This is a genomic window from Paraburkholderia susongensis (assembly GCF_900177725.1).
Taxonomy (GTDB): domain Bacteria; phylum Pseudomonadota; class Gammaproteobacteria; order Burkholderiales; family Burkholderiaceae; genus Paraburkholderia; species Paraburkholderia susongensis.
Map to the genome: position 1 here is coordinate 13,621 of NZ_FXAT01000015.1, position 23,426 is coordinate 37,046.

At 65.0% G+C, this 23,426-nt stretch carries 22 protein-coding genes; 12 read left to right on the forward strand and 10 right to left on the reverse strand.

Annotated elements, in window-relative coordinates; all coding sequences use genetic code 11:
• Nucleotides 1-18 precede the first annotated feature (18 nt).
• From trpC to B9Z01_RS29575, 3 genes are read left to right on the forward strand one after another with little or no spacing between them, the layout of a single operon-like run.
• Entirely contained in the window at nucleotides 19-804 is a 786-nt protein-coding gene (trpC, locus tag B9Z01_RS29565) for an indole-3-glycerol phosphate synthase TrpC (RefSeq protein WP_085489118.1), read from the forward strand.
• Between the two features lie 26 nt (nucleotides 805-830).
• A complete protein-coding gene (locus B9Z01_RS29570) occupies nucleotides 831-1,457 on the forward strand; it encodes a CYTH domain-containing protein (protein WP_085489119.1) in 627 nt (208 codons plus the stop codon).
• A 54-nt stretch (nucleotides 1,458-1,511) separates the two neighbouring features.
• Nucleotides 1,512-2,360, forward strand: coding sequence for a uracil-DNA glycosylase (locus B9Z01_RS29575; RefSeq protein WP_085489120.1), 849 nt, complete (start codon nucleotides 1,512-1,514; stop codon nucleotides 2,358-2,360).
• A 158-nt stretch (nucleotides 2,361-2,518) separates the two neighbouring features.
• Here B9Z01_RS29575 and B9Z01_RS29580 read toward each other — a convergent pair whose 3' ends face one another.
• From B9Z01_RS29580 to B9Z01_RS35745, 5 genes are all read right to left on the reverse strand, one after another.
• On the reverse strand, nucleotides 2,519-3,115 hold the full coding sequence (locus tag B9Z01_RS29580) for an FMN-dependent NADH-azoreductase (protein ID WP_085489121.1): 597 nt from the start codon (nucleotides 3,113-3,115) through the stop codon (nucleotides 2,519-2,521).
• Between the two features lie 154 nt (nucleotides 3,116-3,269).
• The gene (locus tag B9Z01_RS29585) at nucleotides 3,270-5,060 is read right to left on the reverse strand and encodes a M61 family metallopeptidase (protein WP_085489122.1); all 1,791 of its coding nucleotides are present in this window, start codon (nucleotides 5,058-5,060) and stop codon (nucleotides 3,270-3,272) included.
• 127 nt (nucleotides 5,061-5,187) lie between these two features.
• On the reverse strand, nucleotides 5,188-5,913 hold the full coding sequence (locus B9Z01_RS29590) for a DsbC family protein (protein WP_085489123.1): 726 nt from the start codon (nucleotides 5,911-5,913) through the stop codon (nucleotides 5,188-5,190).
• A 155-nt stretch (nucleotides 5,914-6,068) separates the two neighbouring features.
• Complete coding sequence (locus B9Z01_RS29595) at nucleotides 6,069-7,241, reverse strand: UbiH/UbiF family hydroxylase (protein ID WP_085489124.1); 1,173 nt, start codon at nucleotides 7,239-7,241, stop codon at nucleotides 6,069-6,071.
• A gap of 89 nt (nucleotides 7,242-7,330) precedes the next feature.
• Nucleotides 7,331-7,504: a hypothetical protein gene (locus B9Z01_RS35745; RefSeq protein ID WP_167387584.1), complete on the reverse strand. Its 174-nt coding sequence runs from the start codon at nucleotides 7,502-7,504 to the stop codon at nucleotides 7,331-7,333.
• 269 nt (nucleotides 7,505-7,773) lie between these two features.
• On the opposite strand from B9Z01_RS35745, the gene ychF reads away from it, so the two are divergent.
• Nucleotides 7,774-8,868: a redox-regulated ATPase YchF gene (gene ychF / locus B9Z01_RS29600; protein ID WP_085489125.1), complete on the forward strand. Its 1,095-nt coding sequence runs from the start codon at nucleotides 7,774-7,776 to the stop codon at nucleotides 8,866-8,868.
• Between the two features lie 214 nt (nucleotides 8,869-9,082).
• Here ychF and B9Z01_RS29605 read toward each other — a convergent pair whose 3' ends face one another.
• Together B9Z01_RS29605 and B9Z01_RS29610 are read right to left on the reverse strand one after the other, a co-directional pair.
• Nucleotides 9,083-9,343, reverse strand: coding sequence for a hypothetical protein (locus tag B9Z01_RS29605; protein ID WP_143809106.1), 261 nt, complete (start codon nucleotides 9,341-9,343; stop codon nucleotides 9,083-9,085).
• Nucleotides 9,343-10,185, reverse strand: coding sequence for a hypothetical protein (locus tag B9Z01_RS29610; protein ID WP_085489127.1), 843 nt, complete (start codon nucleotides 10,183-10,185; stop codon nucleotides 9,343-9,345). The genes B9Z01_RS29605 and B9Z01_RS29610 overlap by 1 nt, the downstream gene beginning before the upstream one ends.
• Before the next feature lie 433 nt (nucleotides 10,186-10,618).
• On the opposite strand from B9Z01_RS29610, the gene ugpB reads away from it, so the two are divergent.
• From ugpB to B9Z01_RS29640, 6 genes are all read left to right on the forward strand, one after another.
• Nucleotides 10,619-11,944 (forward strand): sn-glycerol-3-phosphate ABC transporter substrate-binding protein UgpB, encoded by a 1,326-nt coding sequence (gene ugpB, locus B9Z01_RS29615; protein WP_085489128.1) that lies wholly within the window; start codon nucleotides 10,619-10,621, stop codon nucleotides 11,942-11,944.
• Nucleotides 11,945-12,015: 71 nt separating this feature from the next.
• Nucleotides 12,016-12,900 (forward strand): sn-glycerol-3-phosphate ABC transporter permease UgpA, encoded by an 885-nt coding sequence (ugpA, locus tag B9Z01_RS29620; protein ID WP_085489129.1) that lies wholly within the window; start codon nucleotides 12,016-12,018, stop codon nucleotides 12,898-12,900.
• Nucleotides 12,897-13,742 carry a sn-glycerol-3-phosphate ABC transporter permease UgpE gene (gene ugpE, locus B9Z01_RS29625; protein WP_085489130.1) on the forward strand — a complete coding sequence of 282 codons (846 nt, stop codon included), beginning with the start codon at nucleotides 12,897-12,899 and terminating at the stop codon, nucleotides 13,740-13,742. Before ugpA ends, ugpE begins: the two co-directional genes overlap by 4 nt.
• A gap of 121 nt (nucleotides 13,743-13,863) precedes the next feature.
• Nucleotides 13,864-14,952, forward strand: coding sequence for a sn-glycerol-3-phosphate import ATP-binding protein UgpC (locus tag B9Z01_RS29630; protein WP_085489131.1), 1,089 nt, complete (start codon nucleotides 13,864-13,866; stop codon nucleotides 14,950-14,952).
• Between the two features lie 259 nt (nucleotides 14,953-15,211).
• Entirely contained in the window at nucleotides 15,212-16,876 is a 1,665-nt protein-coding gene (gene ettA, locus B9Z01_RS29635; protein WP_085489132.1) for an energy-dependent translational throttle protein EttA, read from the forward strand.
• A gap of 94 nt (nucleotides 16,877-16,970) precedes the next feature.
• The gene (locus B9Z01_RS29640) at nucleotides 16,971-18,092 is read left to right on the forward strand and encodes a DUF748 domain-containing protein (RefSeq protein ID WP_085489133.1); all 1,122 of its coding nucleotides are present in this window, start codon (nucleotides 16,971-16,973) and stop codon (nucleotides 18,090-18,092) included.
• A 167-nt stretch (nucleotides 18,093-18,259) separates the two neighbouring features.
• Here B9Z01_RS29640 and B9Z01_RS29645 read toward each other — a convergent pair whose 3' ends face one another.
• From B9Z01_RS29645 to B9Z01_RS29655, 3 genes are read right to left on the reverse strand one after another with little or no spacing between them, the layout of a single operon-like run.
• A complete protein-coding gene (locus B9Z01_RS29645) occupies nucleotides 18,260-18,883 on the reverse strand; it encodes an HAD family hydrolase (protein ID WP_085489134.1) in 624 nt (207 codons plus the stop codon).
• A gap of 30 nt (nucleotides 18,884-18,913) precedes the next feature.
• On the reverse strand, nucleotides 18,914-20,728 hold the full coding sequence (locus tag B9Z01_RS29650; protein WP_085489135.1) for an aminopeptidase P family protein: 1,815 nt from the start codon (nucleotides 20,726-20,728) through the stop codon (nucleotides 18,914-18,916).
• A 42-nt stretch (nucleotides 20,729-20,770) separates the two neighbouring features.
• On the reverse strand, nucleotides 20,771-21,037 hold the full coding sequence (locus tag B9Z01_RS29655) for a hypothetical protein (RefSeq protein ID WP_085489136.1): 267 nt from the start codon (nucleotides 21,035-21,037) through the stop codon (nucleotides 20,771-20,773).
• Nucleotides 21,038-21,301: 264 nt separating this feature from the next.
• Between B9Z01_RS29655 and B9Z01_RS29660 the strand changes: the two genes are divergently transcribed.
• Nucleotides 21,302-22,012, forward strand: coding sequence for a response regulator transcription factor (locus B9Z01_RS29660; RefSeq protein WP_085489137.1), 711 nt, complete (start codon nucleotides 21,302-21,304; stop codon nucleotides 22,010-22,012).
• Nucleotides 22,013-22,091: 79 nt separating this feature from the next.
• Complete coding sequence (hemA, locus tag B9Z01_RS29665; protein WP_085489138.1) at nucleotides 22,092-23,378, forward strand: glutamyl-tRNA reductase; 1,287 nt, start codon at nucleotides 22,092-22,094, stop codon at nucleotides 23,376-23,378.
• Nucleotides 23,379-23,426 lie beyond the last annotated feature (48 nt).

A 23,426-nucleotide genomic window follows, 5' to 3' on the forward strand; every position in this document is an offset into this window, starting at 1 on the left:
TCACGTAGCGAGACATTTATGAGCGACATCCTCGACCGCATCATCGCGGTCAAACGCGAAGAAGTCCGGGCGGCCGAACAAAGCGTGCCGCTCGAAGAGCTACGGCTCGAAGCATCGTCGCGCGATCTGCGCGACTTCGTCGGCGCGTTGCGCGCCAAGCATGCGGCGGGGCTCGCCGCGGTGATCTCCGAGGTGAAGAAGGCGAGCCCGTCCAAAGGCGTGCTGCGCGAGCACTTCGTGCCGGCCGAAATCGCGCGTTCGTATGAGAAGCACGGCGCGGCGTGTCTCTCCGTGCTGACCGACGTGCAATTTTTCCAGGGCAGCGTCGCGTATCTGCAGCAGGCGCGCGCCGCGTGCCAGTTACCGGTGCTGCGCAAGGACTTCATCGTCGACCCCTACCAGATCGTCGAAGCGCGCGCGATGGGCGCCGACGCGATCCTGCTGATCGCCGCCGCGCTCGACACCTCGCAGATGCAGGACCTCGAGGCGCTCGCGCATTCGCTCGGTCTCGCGGTGCTCGTCGAAGTGCACGACAGCAACGAGCTGAAGGAAGCGCTCACGCTCAAGACGCCGCTGATCGGCATCAACAACCGCAATCTGCGCACGTTCGAAACCTCGCTCGACACCACGATCGGCATGCTCGACGCGATTCCCGACGAGCGCATCGTCGTGACCGAATCGGGCATTCTGTCGCGCGCGGACGTGGAGCGCCTGCGCGCGATGGACGTGCATACGTTCCTCGTCGGCGAGGCGTTCATGCGCGCGGACGAGCCGGGCGTGGAACTCGCGCGAATGTTTTTCTGAGCACGGCATCGGCAAGGAATCGCATCATGGGCATGGAACGCGAAATCAAGCTGGCGCTGCCGGCCGGGCAGGTGCAGGCGGCAACGCAGTGGTTCGTCGCGCGCGCCGGTACGCACGGACAGGCGATCAAGCTCGTGAACATTTACTTCGACACGCCGCAGCTCGCGCTGGCCGCATCGAAAAGCGCGCTGCGCTTGCGGCAGACGCCGGACGGCTGGCTGCAAACCCTCAAGACGGTCGGCAAGGCGACGAACGGTTTGCACAGCCGGCATGAATGGGAACTGCCGGTGGCAGGCGCGAAACTGGAAATCGACGCACTGCTGCGCGCGTGCGATGAGCCCGCTGCGGCAGACGCCGTAAAACAGGCTGCGCCGTCGCTGATCGAACTGTTCCGCACGAATTTCACGCGCACGCTGTGGCAGGTCGACGTGGACGGCGCGCAAGTCGAGGCGGCAATCGATCAGGGCGACGTGCTTGCGGAAGTCGATGGCGAGACGCGCCGCGCGCCGATCTCCGAAATAGAGCTCGAACTGAAGTCCGGTGACGAAGCGGCGCTTCACGCGCTCGCGGCTGAACTCGGCAAGCGGATTCCCGGCCTCGCGCCGGATGACATCAGCAAGGCACAGCGCGGCTACCGGTTGCGGGCGGGTTGAGTGGCAATGCGCACACCTTGAGCTAGCCGGCGTTTGCTGCGACACTTCCCCGCCATGACATCCGCTTCCCGTACCCGCTCCAATCCGTCGCAGGCATCGCTGTTCGACGACGCCGCGCCCGCCTCCGCCGAGGCTAGGTCCTCGACGTCCGCCACACCACGGCACTCAGCCGACTCCATCGCCCCCCCAACGCTCGAAGCCCAATTCGCCGCGCTGCCCGCCGCGTGGCGCGCGCACCTGAAGTCTTTCATCGAAAGCGACGCTTACGCGCCGTTGTGCCGTTTCGTCGACGGTGAACGCGCTGCCGGCAAAACGATTTACCCGGCCGACGTGTTCCGCGCGCTGCGCCTGACGAGCCCTGACGAAGTCAAAGTCGTGATCCTCGGCCAGGACCCTTATCACGGCGAAGACCGCGGCACACCGCAGGCGCACGGGCTCGCGTTTTCGGTTGCGCCGCACGTGCGCACGCCGCCGTCGCTGCGCAACATCTTCAAGGAAATCGCCGCAAGCCTCGGCTACGAAGCGCCGCAGCACGGCTGCCTCGACAGTTGGGCCAAACAGGGCGTGCTGCTGCTGAACACGGTGCTGACCGTCGAGCGCGACAGCGCCGCGAGCCACGCGAAACGCGGCTGGGAAAAATGCACCGACACGCTGATCCACGAACTCGCGACGCGCCACGAGGGCCTCGTGTTCATGCTGTGGGGCGCGCATGCCCAGGCGAAGCGCGCGCTGCTCGGCGGCGGGTCGCATTGCGTGCTCGAGGCGCCGCATCCGTCGCCGCTGTCGGCGCATCGCGGCTTTCTCGGCTGCGGGCACTTCGCGAAAGCGAACGAGTATCTGACGACGCACGGCCGCGAGCCAATCGACTGGCGTCTGCCGGACGAAGCGCAAATGCTCGCTTAGGTACCCGGAAGGTACCTGGAAGGCACCCGGAACCGGCGCGTCGAAAACAGGCGCCGATAGATAGCAAAACGCCACGGAACCGGAATTCCGTGGCGTTTTTCGTTTCACCGTATGCACCGCATCGAAACGACGCGGCACAGTGCGACGCTACAAGCGGCTCAAACAGCAGCGATCGCTTCGCGCGCGGTGCTCAGCGCGGCATTCGCGGCGTCCGGCCCCATGTTCAGGCCTTCGGCGTAGATGAAGTTCACGTCGGTCATGCCGAGGAAGCCGAGGAAGGCTTTCAGGTACGGGGTCTGGCTGTCGTTCGGCGTACCGAGATACTTGCCGCCGCGTGCCGACACGACGTGCACCTTCTTGCCCGTCACGAGACCTTCCGGACCGTTCGCGGTGTAGCGGAACGTGATGCCAGCGCGCGCGATGAAGTCGAAGTACGTCTTCAGTTGCGACGAGATGCCGAAGTTGTACATCGGCGCGCCGATCACGACGATGTCAGCGGCTTGCAGTTCGGCGATCAGCGCTTCGCTGCGCGCGGCAATCGCGGCTTGCTCAGGCGTGCGCTGCTCGGCCGGCGTGAAGAAGGCGCCGAGCACGGCGTCGTCGAGGTGCGGCAGCGGTTCGGCTTGCAGGTTGCGGACGACGACTTGCGCGCCCGGATTCGATTGTTGCAGCTTCGTGGTCAGCTCGTTGACGAGCATCGTCGAGTTCGCGCCTTGCGAGCGGGCTGCCGAGTTGATTTGCAGGATCGTGGTCATGGTTGACTCCAGTAGGGGCGCGCAATGTTGCGCGAGTGGAGCCATTGTGTTTTTTTACCGACCGGCGAAAAAGCCATCCGGCAGCGAAGGATTGTTGCACTGGTAGAACAATCCCCCGCCGCAGGCCATCCATTACCAGCACAGCGTATTACGATCAGCTTGCGAGCCAGCGCTCGCGAGCGCGCCGCGTGGCGGCCCGCTTGTCATTGACCGCGAGCTTGTAGCGCGCCACCTCGGGGCCGTCGAGCCGGATCTGCGTGACGCGCAGCTCGTCGCGGCGGAACGCATGGACCTCGACCTTCGCGCCCGGCTGATAGCGCGCGAGCAGAGCGTCGATATTGCCGCCGGTCACGCGCAGGCCGTCGAACGCGATCAGCACGTCGCCGGCGGAGAGCCCCGCCTTCTGCGCGGCACTGCCCTCGTGCACGGTCGTGAGCATGCAATCTGCGCCGCCGCGCAAACGCACGCCGAGCGACGGCTTGCCGTTGCGGTCGGCGTCGGGCGCAAGCGACACGCCGAACGGCGCGAGCAATTCGGCAAGCGGCAGATCGCGCGTGCCGTACACGGCCTCGGAAAACAGTTCGCCCAACTGCACGCCGGCCGCTTCCGCGAAAATCGCTTCGATTTCGTTTTCCGCGACGCCGACCGGCTTGCCGCGATAGAAGTCGCGGCCAAAGCGCTTCCACAAGAGACGCATCACATCGTCGAGCGATTTGCGGTTGCCCGTTTGCGCGCGAATCGCGAGATCGAACGAGAGCGCGACGAGCGAGCCCTTCGTGTAATAGCTGACGATCGCATTCGGCGCGTTCTCGTCCTGCCGGTAGTACTTGACCCATGAATCGAACGAGCTTTCGGCGACGCTCTGCTTCAGACGTCCGCTGCCACGCTGCACGCCGCCGACCACCTTGCCGAGCAGGCCGAAATAATCGTCCTGCGAAATCACGCCGCTGCGCACGAGGATCAGGTCGTCGTAGTACGACGTGAAGCCCTCGAACAGCCACAGCAGCGAGGTGTAGTTTTCGACGCTCAGGTCGTACGGCGCGAACGCGGCCGGCTTGATGCGCTTCACGTTCCACGTGTGAAAGTATTCGTGGCTGCACAGGCCGAGGTAGGTCCGGTAGCCCTCGCTCATCGCGTCGCGGCCCTGCACCGGCAGATCTGTGCGATTGCAGATCAGCGCGGTCGACGCGCGATGCTCGAGACCGCCATAGCCATCGGTGACCGCTTGCGTCATGAACACGTAGCGCTCGACCGGCGCCTTCTTCGACTTCGGCTCGAACAAGGCGATCTGCGCCTCGCAGATACGCTTGAGGTCCGCGCACAGCCGGTCCATGTCGAGCCCGATCACGCGCCCGCCGATCACGACGTCGTGCGGCACGCCGTGCGCCTTGAACGTCGCGAGCGCGAATTCGCCGAGCGTCACAGGATGATCGGTCAGTTCGTCATAGTTCTGCGCGCGGTACTCGCCGAAGCCGTAGCGCTTCGTGCCGCGCGCTTCCGGCAGCGCGGTCGCGACGCGCCAGTTGCGGTACGCGGCGCCCTGCGGCTTCTGGATATCGACCACGCACTGCGCTTCCTCATGACCGAGCGGTGAGAGAAACACGCTCGTGCCGTTGAAAAAGCCGGTCGTGTCGTCCAGATGCGCGGCGCGCACTGACAAATCCCACGCGTACACCTCGTAGCGCAGCGTCAGCGCACCCTTGACCGGCGCGGCCTGCCATGTGTGCTTGTCGATCTTTTCGACCCGCACCTTGCGGCCCGCCTCGTTCGTGGCGCGCAGCGTGACGATATTGCGCGCGAACTCGCGCACCATGTAGCTGCCCGGAATCCACACCGGCAGCATGAAACGCTGGCCGGCCGGATCGGGGTCGGCAACGGTCATGGTGACTTCGAACAGGTGGGCGGCGGGTTGACTGGGAACGATGGTGTAGCGGATCGGCTTCATCGGCAGCGGCTGGCAGATTGGGATTGGAAATTGGGAAATTCGCGCGAAGACGGGACGGCTAGGGATGGCGCCCCCTGATGCGAAAGAAGGCGCCTCTCGCGCCTCCTTTCCGATGAATGCCGCAGGCTCAGTGCACCGCGGACAGTTCGCGGTCCAGCCGGTCGGCCGGCACGGCGCCAGGCAGGCGGCGGCCGTCGGCGAGGAACACCGTGGGCGTGCCGTCGACGTTCATCGCATGGCCGAGCGCGAGGTTCTTGTCGATCGCGGCGGTGTCGCAGGTGGCGGCGGCGGTCGGCGCCTGATGGTCCTGCATCCACGATTCCCAGGCCTTCGCGCGGTCCGCCGAGCACCAGATCGACTTCGACTTGGCCGTCGAATCCGGCGAGAGCACCGGGTACAGGAACGTGTAGACCGTCACGTTGTCGATCGACTTCAGTGTGGTTTCGAGCTGCTTGCAGTACGGGCAGTTCGGGTCGGAGAACACGGCGATCTTGCGCGAGCCGTTGCCGCGCACCACCTTCACCGCGTTCGCGAACGGCAGGCTCGCGAAATCGATGCGGTTGGTTTCCGCAAGGCGCGCTTCGGTCAGATTCTTGCGGGTCTTCGCGTCGACCAGGTCGCCGATCATCAGGTACTCGCCCTTCGCGTCGCTATAGACGATCTGCGTGCCGAGGTTCACCTCGTACAGCCCGGCGATCGGCGACTTCGTGACGCTCTTGATCGTCACGTCCGAGAGACGCTGTTGCAGCGTGGCCTTGAGGTTGTCGGTAGTCTGGTCGGCCTGGGCCGAGCAGCCGAGCGTGACAGCCGCGATCGCGAACGCGGCGGCGGCCATGCGGAAGGTCTTTTTCATGCTGGAGTCCTGAGTTCAGTCGCGCATCGTGCGCGTTTTTCACGTTCGGGCCGCGTATTTTCGGCCGCATATCGGGTCGGACCGCAAGGCGGCGATCCGCTCATGATACCTGTCCCGGCCGCCACTTACCGGCCATCAGCTATCCGCGTGACGCCTCAGCCGAGCGCGGCCGACACGAGCCAGCGCTTGATGAACGGTTGCGCGCCGACGAACGCCATGCCCGTATTGCGCACGACCCGCGCGAGCGGACCAGGCACGGAGAAGAGCTTTTGCAGGCCGTCGGTGGCGATCATCAGCGCGCGGATGTCTTCGCGGCGCGAGCGCTCGTAGCGGCGCAGCAGCACCATGTCGCCGAGATCGCGGAACGATTCCTTGCCGGCGACCGTGGCGGCGAGCGCCGCGACGTCGCGCAAGCCAAGGTTCATGCCCTGCCCCGCGAGCGGGTGGATCAGATGCGCGGCGTCGCCGACCAGCGCGACGCGCGGCGCGACGAGCCGGTCCACGGTCTGCAGCGCGAGCGGGAAGCCTTGCGCGGGCGTCACGCAGTCGAGCGCGCCGAACTGGCCGCCGCTCACGTGCTCCACTTCGGCGGCGAGCCGCTCGGGGTCGAGCGCAAGCAACTGCTCCGCGTGCTCGGTGCGCGCCGACCAGACCAGTGACACGTGAGCGTCCGGCATCGGCAGCAGCGCAATGATCTCGCCGTCGCGGAACCACTGGTAGGCGGTTTCGCCGTGCGGCTTCGCGGCCTTGAAATTGGCGACCACGCCGGTCTGCCTGTAATCGCGCCGCACCATCTTCGAGCCGATCTGCGCGCGCACCCACGAATGCGCGCCGTCCGCGCCGACCACGAGATCGGCCTCGATCACGTTGCCGTTCGCGAGGCCCACGCTCGCGCTCTCCGCGGTGAAGTCGAGCGCCTGAGCGCGCGAGTCGATCCACGTGAGATTCGGCTGGAAGCGCAGAGCCGCGTCGAGCGCGCGCTCGATCACCGACGACTCGACGATCCACGCAAGCTGCGGCACCGACGCCTGGAACGCGGAGAAATGCAGCTCGGCGTGGGCGTCGCCGTAGACGCGCATGTCGTAGACAGGACCCAGCCGCGCCGGGTCGAGCGCCTGCCAGACCCGCAGCCGTTCGAGCAAGGCCTGCGAGCTCGACGACAACGCGTAGACCCGCGAGTCGAAAGCGGCGCCGGCGGGCAGCGCCGCGCAAGGCTGCGCGAGCAGCGCGACGCGCAGTCCGCCTTGCGTGAGCGCAAGCGCCGCAGTCTTGCCGACGAGCCCGCCGCCGATCACGGCGGCGTCAAAGGTCTGGTGATGTGCGTTCATCCGCGCATTATAGCTGCGGGGTTTGCGGGGGACGGATCATAGGGGAGCGGCATTTTGGCGCCCGGCCCGGGTGCGGGAACCGCGCCGCGCTAGTGCAGCGTGCTCGCCGCCAATGCCGCGTTCGCTTCGCGCATGCGCATGAAGTCGGGATCGGCCGACAGGATGCGCCACGCGGCCGCTTCGATCTGTGGCTTGCGATCGCGCTGATCGCCGCGCACCGCGCAGTCGGCGAGACCGGTTCCGACCCATCCAATGATTCGCACGCTTTACGCCCCGAGGGCAGGCTCTGGCGGCCCTGAGCCGATGATTCCACAGTGGATGTCGAGAAACGCAGCGCGCCGGTAAGCCGATCCGAACGGGTTACAATTGCGCTTTCCGTGAAAACTCGCACTCGATCGTCGAGCCAACGCCCCGATTGGGTGACTTGTCCGCTCCGCTGACTCCGCCGCGCGCCGTCCTGCGCGAAGGCTTTCCGAATCCGCGCACAGCGTCGAGCGCATCACGCAACTTACTGATTCACCGAAGGATTTCCATGAGCCTCCAATGCGGCATCGTCGGCTTGCCTAACGTCGGCAAGTCCACCCTGTTCAATGCGCTGACCAAGGCGGGCATCGCCGCCGAGAACTATCCGTTCTGCACGATCGAGCCGAACGTCGGCGTCGTCGAAGTACCGGACGCGCGCCTGAATGCGCTCGCCGAAATCGTCAAGCCGGAGCGCATCCTGCCGGCCGTGGTCGAATTCGTCGACATCGCCGGTCTCGTGGCCGGCGCGAGCAAGGGCGAAGGCCTTGGCAACCAGTTCCTCGCGAACATCCGCGAAACCGACGCGATCACGCACGTCGTGCGCTGCTTCGAGGACGACAACGTGATTCACGTCGCGAACAAGGTCGATCCGCTGTCGGACATCGAGGTCATCAACACCGAACTCGCGCTCGCCGATCTCGCGACCGTCGAAAAGGCGCTCGCGCGCTATTCGAAGGCCGCCAAGTCGGGCAACGACAAGGAAGCGGTCAAGCTCGCCGCGGTGCTGGAAAAGGTCCGCGCGCAACTCGATCAGGCGAAGCCGGTCCGCGCGCTCGATCTGACCGATGAAGAAAAAGCCACGCTCAAGCCGTTCTGTCTGATTACCGCGAAGCCGACCATGTACGTCGCCAACGTGAAGGAAAACGGCTTCGAGAACAACCCGCACCTCGACGCGATCACGAAGTTCGCGGCGGCCGAAGGCGCGCCGGTCGTGGCCGTGTGCGCGGCGGTGGAAGCGGAAATCGCCGACCTCGACGAAGCCGACATGGAAGTGTTCCTCGCCGACATGGGCATGGAAGAGCCGGGCCTGAACCGCGTGATCCGCGCGGGCTTCAAGCTGCTCGGCCTGCACACCTACTTCACGGCCGGCGTGAAGGAAGTGCGCGCGTGGACGATTCATATCGGCGACACGGCACCGAAGGCGGCCGGCGCGATCCACACCGACTTCGAGCGCGGCTTCATCCGCGCGCAGACCATCAGCTTCGCTGACTTCATCACCTACAAGGGTGAGCAAGGCGCGAAGGAAGCCGGCAAGATGCGCGCCGAAGGCAAGGAATACGTCGTGCACGATGGCGACGTGATGAACTTCCTGTTTAATGTTTGATTGCGTGGCTTGCGCTGGCTTCCGGCCAGCGAAAGCCACGCCGCCATGACACGGGATCGAATCCGCGCCTTCTATCGGCCATTGCGAGGCTATCGCGGGTGTCCGGAAACGGCGCTTTGCTTGCGCCTGATCGCGCTGACCGCAGGGAGCCCCGGCACACCTCCGATAGACGTGTGACTGCGTCGCTATCGCACGCTCGTGCTTCCCTCAATTGTCAATCATCGGCCGGCGTGACTTTTATATAAGGCTTCAAATCCGGGTTCGACAGCGCGAGCAGATTGAGCGTCGCGCCGCCGAACTTGCGCGCGAATTCGTCGTCCAGTGCATGGTTGTAATCCGCCACCGGCAACTCAAGGGGAAAGAGACGATCGGTCACAGCCAGCACCTTGCGCACGTCTAGCGTGTACGAAACCAGAGCCTGCTTTTCTTCCGACCACATCACAACGACACACCGTTTCTCGGAATGGTTTGCCATCAATACCCTCTGCACTGTTGATAGTTCTGAAACGCCCGCTGGGAGCACGCGTCCATGAAGCGCCGACCGCCCATGGCGCTTCTGTACGTAGTGCATTCGTCCATATCGCGCTCATAGTGTTCGAAGCATTCAGCCTCGTCTGCCTCGCTCACACCGCGCGCGGTCAGGTCCTGCACATCGCCGAACTGAACATCCTCGGTGTACTCGAACGGCTGCGCGTCGCCTAGTGGCGTTGCTGTACTCGCATTGTTGGCTAGGTCGCTACCATCTGTGCTATCTGCGCTGCTCTCACCGGCCAGCGCACCGGCGACAGCCGGATCGGGCAGACCGCCACCGCCGCTGCCGCCAAACATGGCCGCGCGTGCGCCGATCAACCGACCTTGCCGGGTGCCCGGATCATACCGGCCCGACAGCGTGAGTTCGCCGTTTGGGAGATAGACTGCGCTCGCAGGGAGAGTCCTCAACGGCGTGCCGTGGGGTCGCGGAAACAGGTCAGCACGAGGGCCTTTGATGGCAAGCAGGGAGCCCCGGCGCACCTCGGAGAGAAGCGCACCGATGACCCACCAGCCATCGGTGTCGGGGTTGCGGTCCCGGACACCACGCAGCCACAGCCAGCCACGCTTCTGGATACTCCTGACCAGATTCCCGTCCTTCTCCCACCCGCGACGGTTCAACCCGGCAATACCGAGAAATTCCTGCGTATCGGCTTTGGCCTTCTCAAGGTCGGCGGCTTTTCTCAGGCACGCTTTGTAGTGCTGCTCATCACAGATGACATAGCAGACGCCCAGTGGTCTCTGACAGCGCAGTTCCACGGAGCACATCTCAAATACGGTCAGGGACATAGGTGTGTCGACGATCTATCTGAAGCCGCTGCCCGGATCGGCAGCGATCAGAATAAATACCGTGCGACAGGTTGCCCGTACATGGGCGACGGCCCAAAACGCTGGCAAAGGGCCTCGACGTTCAGGAAAACTGGAACGACGACGGGATCCCGAGCCGGGCGACGTCGCCCCCCCTCCTACCGATAACCATTCGTCGCCCCGCAGCCCTCGCTCCACCCCGCATCCCAAATGTTTCCGTTTCATGACAGCCGGTGTTAAATTGCGGCTTCCGGCCCCTGCCAGGGCGGTCCGCGCCGCGCGGCCGCCGACGCCGGAATGTCATCGAACACAAATAGAATCGCGCGATTCGCGTTCGCGCCTTTCCACACAACCAGCTTTCGTGGGATCGGAGTAAGCGCCCCAGCTAACTCCGATCGACATAGGAGACAAATCGATGAATTGCAAGCCGCTGCTCCGTTCGCTTTCCATGGCCGCCGTATTGAGCGTCGGCCTCAGCCAGGCGGCCCAGGCCGCGACCGAAATCCAGTTCTGGCATGCAATGGAAGCCGCGTTGGGCGAACGTCTGAACGACATCGCGAACGACTTCAACAAATCGCAAAGCGACTACAAGATCGTGCCCGTCTTCAAGGGCACCTACGACCAGACCCTCGCCGCCGGCATCGCGGCCTATCGCAGCGGCAACGCGCCGGCCATCCTGCAGGTCTACGAAGTCGGCACCGCGACGATGATGCAGGCGAAGAAGGCCATCATCCCGGTCACCGAAGTGTTCAAGAACGCCGGCGTGCCGCTCGACCAGAAGGCCTTCGTGCCGACCATCGCGAGCTACTACAGCGACTCGAAAACCGGCGAACTGATCTCGATGCCGTTCAACAGCTCGACACCGGTGCTGTACTACAACAAGGACGCGTTCAAGAAGGCCGGGCTCGACCCGAACCAGCCGCCGAAGACCTGGGCCGAACTGCACGCCGATGCGCAGAAGCTGAAAGCGTCGGGCATGTCGTGCGGCTACTCGTCGGGCTGGCAGAGCTGGATTCAGCTCGAGAACTACAGCGCGTGGCATGCGGCGCCGTTCGCGTCGAAGAACAACGGCTTCGACGGCCTCGACGCGCAGCTCGAATTCAACAAGCCGCTGCAGGTCGCGCACATCCAGTTCCTGCAGAACATGGCGAAGGACGGCACGTTCACCTATGTCGGCCGCAAGGACGAGCCGGTGTCGAAGTTCTATAGCGGCGACTGCGGGATCATCACGAACTCGTCGGGCTCGCTCGCGACGATCAAGAAATACGCGAAGTTCAACTTCGGCACCGGCATGATGCCGTACGACGAGAGCGTGAAGGGCGCGCCGCAGAATGCGATCATCGGCGGGGCGAGCCTGTGGGTGCTGTCGGGCAAAGACCCGGCCGTCTACAAGGGCGTCGCGAAGTTCCTCGCGTATCTGGCCACGGCGCCGGTCGCCGCGAAGTGGCATCAGGACACCGGCTATCTGCCGATCACGACCGCCGCGTACGATCTGACGCGCCAGCAGGGCTTCTACGACAAGAACCCCGGCAGCGACACCGCGATCCGCCAGATGCTCAACAAGCCGCCGCTGCCGTTCACGAAGGGCCTGCGTCTGGGCAACATGCCGCAGATCCGCACCGTGATCGACGAAGAACTCGAGCAGGTGTGGGCGAACAAGAAGACGCCGCAACAGGCGCTCGACTCGTCCGTCGCGCGCGGCGACGATCTGCTGCGCCGCTTCGAGAAGACCGGTAACTAAGCCTTGCCTGCCGGCGGGTTCCGGCGCTGCCGCGCCGGAACCCGCCGTTGCAACCCACTCTGGGAATCCCGATGGAAAAGCGCTCCCATTTCGGCACCAGCGCCCTGCCCTATCTGCTCGTCGCGCCGCAGTTGCTCATCACGCTGGTGTTCTTCCTGTGGCCGGCGGGCGAAGCGCTCTGGCAATCGACACAAAGCCAGGACGCGTTCGGCACGTCGAGCGAATTCGTCGGACTCGCGAACTTCGGGCAGCTCTTCGCCGACCCGCTGTATCTGGCGTCGTTCAACACGACGATCGTGTTTTGCGCGCTCGTCACCGTGTCGGGCCTCGTGATCTCGCTCTTGCTCGCGGTCTGCGCGGATCGCGTGACGCGCGGCAAAAGGTCCTATCAAACGTTGCTGATCTGGCCATACGCGGTCGCGCCCGCTATCGCCGCAGTGCTGTGGTCGTTCCTGTTCAACCCGAGCATCGGCCTCGTCACGTATGCGCTCGCGAAATACGGCATCGTGTGGAATCACGCGCTGAACCCCGGTCAGGCGATGTTCCTCGTCGTGCTCGCGTCGGTCTGGCAGCAGGTCAGCTATAACTTCCTGTTCTTCTACGCGGGCCTGCAGGCGATTCCGCGCTCGCTGATCGAAGCGGCCGCGATCGATGGCGCCGGCCCGGTGCGGCGCTTCTTCGGCATCGCACTGCCGCTGCTGTCGCCGACCACGTTCTTTCTGCTGGTGATCAACATCACCTACGCGTTCTTCGACACCTTCCCGGTGATCGATGCCGCGACCGGCGGCGGCCCCGGCCAGGCCACCCGCACGCTGATCTACAAGATCTTCGCGGAAGGCTTCCAGGGGCTCGACATCGGCAGTTCGGGCGCGCAGTCGGTCGTGCTGATGATCATCGTCGTGGCGCTGACCGTCGTGCAATTCCGTTTCATCGAACGCAGGGTTCAATACTCATGATCGAGAACCGCCGCGGTTTCGACCTCTTCTGCCACGCGGTGCTGCTCGTCGGCGTCGCGCTGGTGGTGTTTCCCGTGTATGTCGCGTTCTGCGCGGCGACGATGAGCGAACACGAAGTGTTCACGGTGCCGCTGTCGCTCGTGCCGAGCACGCATCTGTTCGAGAACATCGCCACCATCTGGACGCAGGGCACCGGCAACGCGGCGGCGCCGTTCAATCGCATGCTGCTCAACAGCCTCGTGATGGCGCTCACGATCGCGATCGGCAAGATCGCCGTGTCGATGATCTCCGCGTACGCGATCGTGTACTTCCGCTTTCCGTTTCGCACGTTCGCGTTCTGGCTGATTTTCGTCACGCTGATGCTGCCGGTCGAAGTGCGGATTTTCCCGACCGTGGAGGTCGTGTCGTCGATGCATCTGAGCAATACCTACACCGGTTTGACGCTGCCGCTGATCGCGTCGGCGACCGCGACGTTCCTGTTCCGCCAGTTCTTCAAGACGCTGCCGGAGGAACTGATGGAAGCCGCGCGCATCGACGGCGCGGGCGCGCTGCGCTTCTTCTGGGACGTCGTGCTGCCGCTCTCGCGGACCACGATGGCGGCGCTCTTCGTGATCACGTTCATTTACGGCTGGAACCAGTATCTGTGGCCGATCCTGATTACGAGCCAGCAGTCGCTGACCACCGCCGTGATCGGCATCAAGGGGATGATCGCCTCGGGCGACACCGCGACCGAATGGCATCTGGTGATGACGGCCACACTGCTCGCGATGCTGCCGCCGCTCGTGGTCGTGTTGACGATGCAGCGCTGGTTCGTGCGCGGCCTCGTGGATTCGGAGAAATGAGCCGCTACGGCAGCGCGCGCCGCGACGTGCGCTGCCGCATCGACTGGAACACCACACCGCGCGAATCACGCCAATCAAAAGCGACGCGCGACAGGCACTCAAAAGCAAAGGCTAGAACGGCATGGCTGCACTGACTCTGCAAGGCGTTAAGAAAACCTACGACGGCAAACAGTTCGTGCTGCACGGCATCGACGTCGACGTGGCCGACGGCGAGTTCGTCGTGATGGTCGGGCCGTCCGGCTGCGGCAAGTCCACCTTGCTGCGGATGGTGGCCGGGCTCGAGCGCATCTCCGACGGCCGCATCTCGATCTCCGGCAAGGTCGTCAACGAGCTGGAGCCGAAGGATCGCAACATCGCGATGGTGTTTCAGAACTACGCGCTGTATCCGCATATGAGCGTGGCCGAGAACATGGGCTACGCGCTGAAGATCGCGGGCATCGACCGCGCGCAGATCGCAAAGCGCGTGGAAGCCGCCGCGCAGATTCTCGAACTCGGGCCGCTCCTGCAACGCAGGCCGCGCGAACTGTCGGGCGGGCAGCGGCAGCGCGTCGCGATGGGCCGCGCGATCGTACGCGAGCCGGCGGTGTTTCTGTTCGACGAACCGCTGTCGAATCTCGACGCGCGTCTGCGCGTGCAGATGCGCCTCGAAATCCAGCGTCTGCATGCGCGCCTCGCGACCACGAGCCTGTACGTCACGCACGATCAGATCGAAGCGATGACTCTGGCGCAGCGCGTGATCGTCATGAACAAGGGCCACGCCGAGCAGATCGGCGCGCCGACCGAGGTCTACGAGCGGCCTGCCACGGTGTTCGTCGCGAGCTTCATCGGCTCGCCGGGGATGAACCTGCTCGAAGGCCGCGTGTCGGACGACGGCTCGACGTTCGAAGTCGCCGGCAACGGCCCGAAGCTGCCGCTCGCGGGCGTGCCGGCGATCGGCCGCGAGGTCGCGACGGGCCGCGAATGGACGCTCGGCATCCGCCCCGAGCATATGAGTCCGGGCACGGCAAACGCATCGCACGCGACGCTCACCGTCGATTCCTGCGAACTGCTCGGCGCGGACAATCTCGCGCACGGCCGCTGGGGCAAGCACGACGTGACCGCACGGCTGCCGCACGCGCACCGGCCCGCGGCGGGCGAGGCGCTGCAGGTCGCGCTGCCCGCGCAGCATCTGCACTTCTTCGACCCGGCGACGGGACGGCGCGCGAACTGACACGGGGTTGGCGCGCCGTGGCGGCGTCCCGCGGCTCGCGCCGCCAGAAGAGGGTCCGCCAGCGGCACTCCCCCTGCCGCCCGCCTCTCGCCGCGAAGTACAATGCCACCTGAACCACCACCGCGCGCGGGAGCGTCGTCGAGCATGACGCCGCGCCGGCCGGCGCCGGGCACTCAGCCCGGTCTTCACACTGATTACCCATTCACCCTCGACTGCCCGCCCCCTCGCGGCCGGCGTCGTCAACGTCTACTGCAAGCAAATGGCCCAATACGTTTTCACCATGAACCGGGTCGGCAAGATCGTGCCGCCCAAGCGTCAGATCCTCAAAGACATCTCGCTGTCGTTCTTCCCCGGCGCGAAGATCGGCCTGCTCGGCCTGAACGGCTCGGGAAAGTCGACGCTGATCCGCATCATGGCCGGCGTCGACAAGGAGATCGAAGGCGAAGCCACGCCGATGCCGAATCTGAACATCGGCTATCTGCCGCAGGAGCCGCAGCTCGATCCGCAAAAGACCGTGCGTGAAGCGGTCGAGGAAGGCCTCGGCGACGTGTTCAACGCGCAGAAGAAGCTCGACGAAATCTACGCGGCCTACGCCGAACCCGACGCCGACTTCGACGCGCTCGCCGCTGAGCAGGCGAAGTACGAGGCGATCCTTGCGACGACCGATGGCAGCGCGGAGCAGCAGATCGAAATCGCCGCCGACGCGCTGCGCCTGCCGGCATGGGACGCGAAGATCGAGCACCTGTCGGGCGGCGAAAAGCGCCGCGTCGCGCTGTGCAAGCTGCTGCTCGAAAAGCCGGACATGCTGCTGCTCGACGAGCCGACCAACCACCTCGACGCGGAATCGGTGGAATGGCTCGAACAGTTCCTCACGCGCTTCCCGGGCACCGTCGTCGCGGTCACGCACGACCGCTACTTCCTCGATAACGCCGCCGAGTGGATTCTCGAACTCGACCGCGGCCACGGCATCCCGTGGAAGGGTAACTACAGCAGCTGGCTCGATCAGAAGGAAGCGCGCCTGAAACAGGAAGAGGCGTCGGAATCGGCACGCCAGAAGGCGATCAAGAAGGAACTCGAGTGGGTGCGCCAGAACCCGAAGGGCCGCCAGGCGAAATCGAAGGCGCGTATCGCCCGCTTCGAGGAACTGAACAGCCAGGAATATCAGAAGCGCAACGAGACTCAGGAAATCTTCATTCCGGTCGGCGATCGCCTCGGCAATGAAGTGATCGAGTTCAAGAACGTCAGCAAGTCGTACGGCGACCGCCTGCTGCTCGATAACGTCAGCTTCAAGATTCCGGCGGGCGCGATCGTCGGCATCATCGGGCCGAACGGCGCGGGCAAGTCGACGCTGTTCCGCATGCTGACGGACCGCGAACAGCCGGATTCGGGCGAGATCGTCAAAGGCCCGACCGTCAAGCTCGCCTACGTCGACCAGAGCCGCGACGCGCTCGACGGCTCGAAGACCGTGTTCGAGGAAATCTCGGGCGGCGCCGATGTGCTGACGGTCGGCAGGTACGAGACGCCGTCGCGCGCGTACATCGGCCGCTTCAACTTCAAGGGCGGCGATCAGCAGAAGAACGTCGGCAATCTGTCGGGCGGCGAGCGCGGGCGTCTGCATCTCGCGAAGACGCTGATCGCGGGCGGCAACGTGCTGCTGCTCGACGAACCGTCGAACGACCTCGACGTCGAAACGCTGCGCGCGCTCGAAGACGCGCTGCTCGAATTCGCGGGCTCGGTGCTCGTGATCTCGCACGACCGCTGGTTCCTCGACCGCATCGCGACGCATATCCTCGCGTTCGAAGGCGATTCGCAGATCACGTTCTTCGACGGCAACTACCAGGAGTACGAAGCGGACAAGCGCGCGCGTCTCGGCGAAGAAGCCGCGCGGCCGAAGCGTCTGCGTTACAAGCCGATCTCGCGCTAGGCGAACGGGGCGGGTGGCCCGTCCGGCAGGCGCCGGATGGGCCGGATGGGCCGGTCACAATCCCACCGCGCCACGCGGTGACGAGGAGACAAGCATGGCGATGTCGAAGGGCAGACGCTGGATCGTCGTCGTGGGCGGCACGCTGCTGGCGTTGATTCTCGTCGTAATCGGCCTGCTGCAGTTCGCGCAACAGGAAATCAGGAATCGCGTGAGCGCGGCGCTCGGCCCGCTCGGCAGCGCCGAAAGCATCGACGTCGGCCTCACCTCGGTCCACCTCACCCATGTCCTGCTGAAGGCGCCGCCGGATTGGCCCGCCGGCGAACCGCTGCGCGCCGACGAAATCACCATCACACCGGATGTGCGCGATCTGCTCGCGCGGCGCATGCACATCCGCGAAGTCGTGGTGCGCGGCTTCGACATGGCCGTGCTGCGCGCGAAGGACGGCTCGCTCAATCTGCTGCCGAACCTGCGCGAATCGCTGAACCGCTCCAATCAGCAGACGAACAGCACGGCGCCGTCGATCCCGCGCGAGGAGCTGGTCGATCACATCCGCTTCGAGCAGGGCAACTTCCATTTCTACGACATGACCGTCGGGCCGCCGCCGTTCAAGGTGACGGTCAGCAACGCCAACGCGAGGGTCGACAATCTGCATCTGCCGTCGCTCGCCGAGCCGACCAATGTCAGCGTCAGCGGCTCGATCAAAGGTCCGGCGCATACGGGCACGGTTGCGTTCAACGGCTGGATCAAGATCGCGAGCCGCGATTCGCAGACCACGAGCAAGCTGCACGGCGTCGATATCGCGATGCTCGATCCGTATCTGTTGAAGAAGGCCGGTTCGCGGACACAAGTCACGGGCGGCACGGTGGATCTCACGGTGGAATCGAGCGTGCGCAACTATCATCTGCATGCGCCCGGCACGGTGACGATCCACGGTCTGCAACTCGCGCAAAGCGACGACCCGCTCGACACCTTCATGTCGATTCCGACGCGCGCCGCCGTCGCCGCGCTGAAGGCGCACAACGGTGACATCACGCTGCATTTCGTGCTCGACGGCGACTTGCGCGATCCGAAGTTTTCGGTGCGTGAAGGGATTCTCAAACGCATTGGTGCCGGGTTTGCGTCGGCACTCGGCGTCAGTGTCGAAGGGGTGGCGAAGGGCGCTGGCGAGACCGTGAAGGGGCTTGGGGATGCGTTGAAGAGTCTGTTGGGGCGGTAGGCTTCGATGGCAGCCAGGTGACGAAGTGACGGCGAAGCAACGACAAAGCGCTGAAAGGCACCACGAGCGAAGCACGTCGATGCAAAAAAGAAACGGGCGCCGCGGCAACGCGAACGCCCGTTTCGTCATTCTGGACCTGGGTAGATCAGGCGCTCACGCCAGGCAGTTCAAACCGGCAAACCCAACTCGCGCAGCTTCGCTCCGGTTTGCGCCGCGTTCGTGTGATGCACGCCGTGCCAGCCAAGCGCCGTTGCGGCTTCGGCGTTCCTGAGGTTGTCGTCGATGAACACCAGTTCGCCTGGCTCGATGCCGGGCAGTTGCGCGTCGATGCGCTCACGCATTTCCGCGAAGATCGCCGGATCGGGCTTCACGAGCTTCACGCGCCCCGACACGACGATGTCGCGAAACCGCCGCAGCACCGGGTAGTGCTCCCATGCGTACGGAAACGTCTCCGCCGACCAGTTGGTGAGGCCGAAGAGCGGCACGTTCGCGGCTTCGAGCTTTTCCATCAGCGCGACGCCGTCTTCGAGCACGCCCGCCACCATCTCGTGCCAGCGCTCGTAGAACGCGCGGATCAGCGGCTCGTGGCCGGGAAACTTCGCGATCAGTTCGTCAGTCGCTTCGACGATCGGCTGGCCGCCGTCCTGGCGGATCACCCAGTCCATCGAGCAGACGTGCGTGAGAAACCAGCGGCGCTCGGCTTCGTCGGGAATCAGCTCGCGGTACAGGTACTCGGGACTCCAGTCGATCAGCACGCCGCCGAAATCGAACACCACTGCCTTGATCGTCATGCACGCTCCATTCGCCATGTCTCGCTACGTTCAGATGGGTTGCGTGCGCAATTCGAGCCACGCTTTCGCGTCGCCGGACACATGCGGCGAGAGGCGCGTGCGAACGGTCTCGTGATACGCGTTGAGCCACGCGCGCTCGTCGTCGCGCAGCAGCGATAGCTCGATGCAGCGCGTGTCGATCGGGCATAGCGTCAGCGTCTCGAACTTGAGGAAATCGCCGAATTCGGTTTTTCCCGCAGCGACGTTGAGCACGAGGTTTTCGATCCGCACGCCCCACTTGCCCGACCGATAGAGACCCGGCTCATTCGACGTAATCATGCCCTCTTCCATCGCGGTCCATGGTTCGGCGGCCGCATAGTGCGAGATCACCTGCGGGCCTTCATGCACGTTCAGGAAATAGCCGACGCCGTGACCCGTGCCGTGGCCGTAATCGGCACCAGCTTCCCAGATCGGCGCGCGCGCGATCGCGTCGAGCATCGGCGAGCGGATGCCGCGCGGAAATTGCGCGCGCGACAACGCGATCATGCCTTTGAGCACGATCGTGAAATCGCGCCGCTGCGCGTCGCTCGGCGTGCCGACCGGCACGACGCGCGTGATGTCGGTGGTGCCGCTCAAATATTGGCCGCCCGAGTCGATCAGCAACAGGCCGTTGCCCTCGATCACCGCATGCGACTCTTCGGTCGCGCGATAGTGCGGCATCGCGCCGTTCGCGTTGAAGCCCGCGATCGTCGCGAAGCTCAGCGACACGAAGCCGGGACGGCGCGCGCGGGCGGCCGTCAGGCGTTCGTCGATGGTCAGCTCGGTGATGCGCTCGCGGCCCAACGCGCTTTCGAACCACGCGAAGAATTCGGTGAGCGCGGCGCCGTCCTGTTCCATCGTTGCGCGCACGTGCGCGGCGTTCGCGGCGGTCTTGCGCGACTTCAGGAACGTCGACGGATTGACCGCCTCGACCACCTTGACCGACGGCGGCACCGCCTGCAGCGAACCGTACGTGATGCGGCGCGGATCGATCAGCAGCGTGCTGCCGGCCGGCAGCGCGGCGAGCGCATCGGCGGCTTTCGCATAGGGCTCGACGCTGATGCCGTCTTGCGCGAGCACCTCGGCGAGCGCCGACGGCACCTTGCCATCGGCGATAAAGAGCGATGCGCGATCGACACCGATCAGCGCGTGCGCGACGAACACCGGGTTGTAGCTGACGTCGGCGCCGCGCAGGTTCAGCAGCCACGCGAGGTCGTCGAGCGTCGAGATGAAGTGCCATTGCGCGCCTTTGTCGGCCATCGCGCGGCGCACCTGCGCGAGCTTCTCCGCGCGCGCGACGTCCGCTTGCGGCGCGGCATGCTCGAACACCGCGTCGGCCGGCAGCGATGGGCGCTGCGCCCAGATTGCGTCGAACAGATCGGCGTCGGTGCGCAGTTGCACGCCGCACGCGCTCAGCGCGGCGCTCAACGCGCGCGCCGCGGCCACGCCAAGCACCGCGCCGTCCACGCCGACCGTGCCGCCGTTCGCGACGTTCTGCGCGAGCCATTCGAAATGCGGTGTGGTTTGCTGGCCGCCCGTCATTTTCATCAGTTGGACGCCGGTGCCGGCCAGTTGCGCGCTCGCCTGCTCCCAGTAGCGGCTGTCGGTCCAGACGCCGGCGAAGTCAGCGGTCACGATCAGCGTACCGGCCGAGCCGGTGAAGCCCGAGAGCCACTGGCGCCCCTGCCAGCGTCCGGGCAGATACTCGGACAGGTGCGGGTCCGCGGACGGCACGAGGTAAGCGGCGATGCCTTCGCGCGCCATCGCGGCGCGCAGGCTCGCAAGGCGCTCGGGAATGGAGGAGGTTTCGGGAAGTCGGGCGTTCATGGAGTTACCTGCAAAGATTCATCGACGGATTGATCGGCGCATTTATCGACGGCTGGGTTGCCGTGAAAGGAGGCCGACCGTCACGGCGACGGCGATCAGCGCGACGGCGGTGCACACCGGCCATTCGAGCATGTCGCCGTCATGGAAGAGACCTGTCACGTTGCCGGCCATGCGCGCGACGCTCGTGCCGAGCACGCCTGCCAGCAGCGCGATCCACCAGCGGGCGCGGCTCGAGCGGCGCAACGGATGCAGCCACCAGCCCGCAAGGCCGATCGCCACGCCCAGTACAAGGATGCCTGTCCAACCCATCAGGAATGGGCTCCTGAGCGGGTTTCCGGGCAGGCTTCCGGATGGGCTGCGAAGCGAGCCTCAAAGCGGGACAAAATTAATTTCAGATTCGTCTGATAGGCGAAAGTAGCCGGCAAAGCTAGCATTTTTGCCTCATTAACTATAGAAGTTCAGCACGGCGCTTTCCGCATAGCGGTTGAGTTTAGGGGTCGGGATTAGGTTAGGCAAGCTGTAAGCGTGACGAACAGACCTGACTCCCGGCCGTTGCCAGGCTGACGCCGCGCCATGCGCATCGCCCTTATCGAACCAGACGTGCAACATGCCAAACTGGTCGACCGGCTCATCTTCGCCGGCGGCCATATGTGCCAGCACTTCACCACCAGCGCCACGTTCCTGCTGCGCGCCACCGACGAATTCTTCGATCTTCTGATCACCGAAAGCTGGGCCGGCGACCATTGCGCCGAAGACGTGATCCCGCTCGCGCGCTCCATCCTGCCAGGCCTGCCCGTCATGATGATGATCACGGAGCCGCGCGAAAGCCAGATCGTCGCCGCGCTGCATGCCGGCGCCGACGACTGCATGAGCAAGCCGGTGCGCGGCCCCGAAATGCTGGCCCGGGTCGAAGCGCTGCAGCGCCGCGCGGGCCTGCGGCGGCCGGCCAACCGGCGGCGGGACGTCATCGGCGGGTATTCGTTCGACGCGGCGCACTTCGCCGTGGCCTTCCGCGGGCTGACCGTCATCCTGACACCCAAGGAATTCCGCCTCGCGCTGCTGCTGTTCAACAATCTGGCGCGCCCGGTGTCGCGCGCGCATATCCTCGAAACCGTGTGGGCGCGCCGTCGCGACGTAAAGTCGCGCACCATCGACACGCACGCGTCGCGGGTGCGCAGCAAGCTGCAGTTGCGCCCCGAGCTTGGCTACTCGCTGGTGCCGGTCTATGGTTACGGCTACCAGCTCGACGCGATTCCGCTGGAGAGCATGACGGGCGCGGGCTGATGCATGCGGGGTATACAGCGTGCAGAATGTGAAAATCGTGGAAACGCTATAATATATGGCTGAACGATAGCTCCCCCAAATGCAGCTTCTAACGATCGGAATCAACCATCACACTGCGCCTGTCGCCTTGCGCGAACGCGTGGCGTTTCCGCTCGAACAGATCAAACCCGCCCTGGACACGTTCAAGGGCATCTGGCTAGGCCGCATGGCGCCCAATTCGCCGGAAGCGGCGATCCTGTCCACCTGCAACCGCACCGAACTCTACTGCGCCACCGACGACCTCGCCGCGCGCGAAGCCGCGATCCATTGGCTGTCGAAGTATCACAACCTGCCCATCGAGGAACTCGCGCCGCACGTCTACGCGCTACCGCAGTCGGAAGCGGTGCGCCATGCGTTTCGCGTCGCGTCGGGGCTCGACTCGATGGTGCTCGGCGAAACGCAGATCGTCGGACAGATGAAGGACGCGGTGCGCACCGCATCCGAAGCCGGCGCGCTCGGCACCTATCTGAACCAGTTGTTCCAGCGCACCTTCGCCGTCGCGAAGGAAGTGCGCAGCACGACCGAAATCGGCGCCCAGTCGGTTTCGATGGCCGCCGCCGCCGTGCGCCTCGCGCAGCGCATTTTCGACAAGATCGCGAACCAGCGCGTGCTGTTCATCGGCGCGGGCGAAATGATCGAGTTGTGCGCGACGCACTTCGCGGCGCAGCAGCCGCGTGAACTCGTGGTCGCGAACCGCACGGCCGAGCGTGGCATGCGGCTCGCCGAGCGCTTCAACGGCCGGGCCATTCCGCTTTCCGAGCTGCCCGCGCGCATGCACGAATTCGACATCATCGTGTCGTGCACGGCGTCCACGCTGCCGATCATCGGTCTCGGCGCGGTCGAGCGTGCAGTGAAAGCCCGCCGCCACCGCCCGATCTTCATGGTCGACCTCGCCGTGCCGCGCGACATCGAGCCCGAAGCCGGCCAGCTCGAAGACGTGTTCCTGTACACCGTCGACGACCTCGGCGCGATCGTCCGCGAGGGCAATGCGTCGCGGCAAGCCGCGGTTGCGCAAGCCGAAGCGATCATCGAAACGCGCGTGCAGAACTTCATGCAGTGGCTCGACGCGCGCAGCATCGTGCCGGTGATCCGCCACATGCATACGCAGGCCGATGCGCTGCGCCGCGCCGAAGTCGAACGCGCGCAAAAAATGCTCGCGCGCGGCGACGACCCGGCCGCGGTGCTCGAAGCACTGTCGCAATCGCTCACCAACAAGCTGATCCACGGTCCGACGCACGCGCTCAATCGCGCGAGCAGCGACAACCGCGACAAGCTGATCGAACTGATGAGCGGCTTCTACAAACACTCCGGTTCCTCGGAGCGTTAGCGGCGATCGCCGCGCCGTGCGCGCCATTGCAAGTGGCTCGCACCGTGT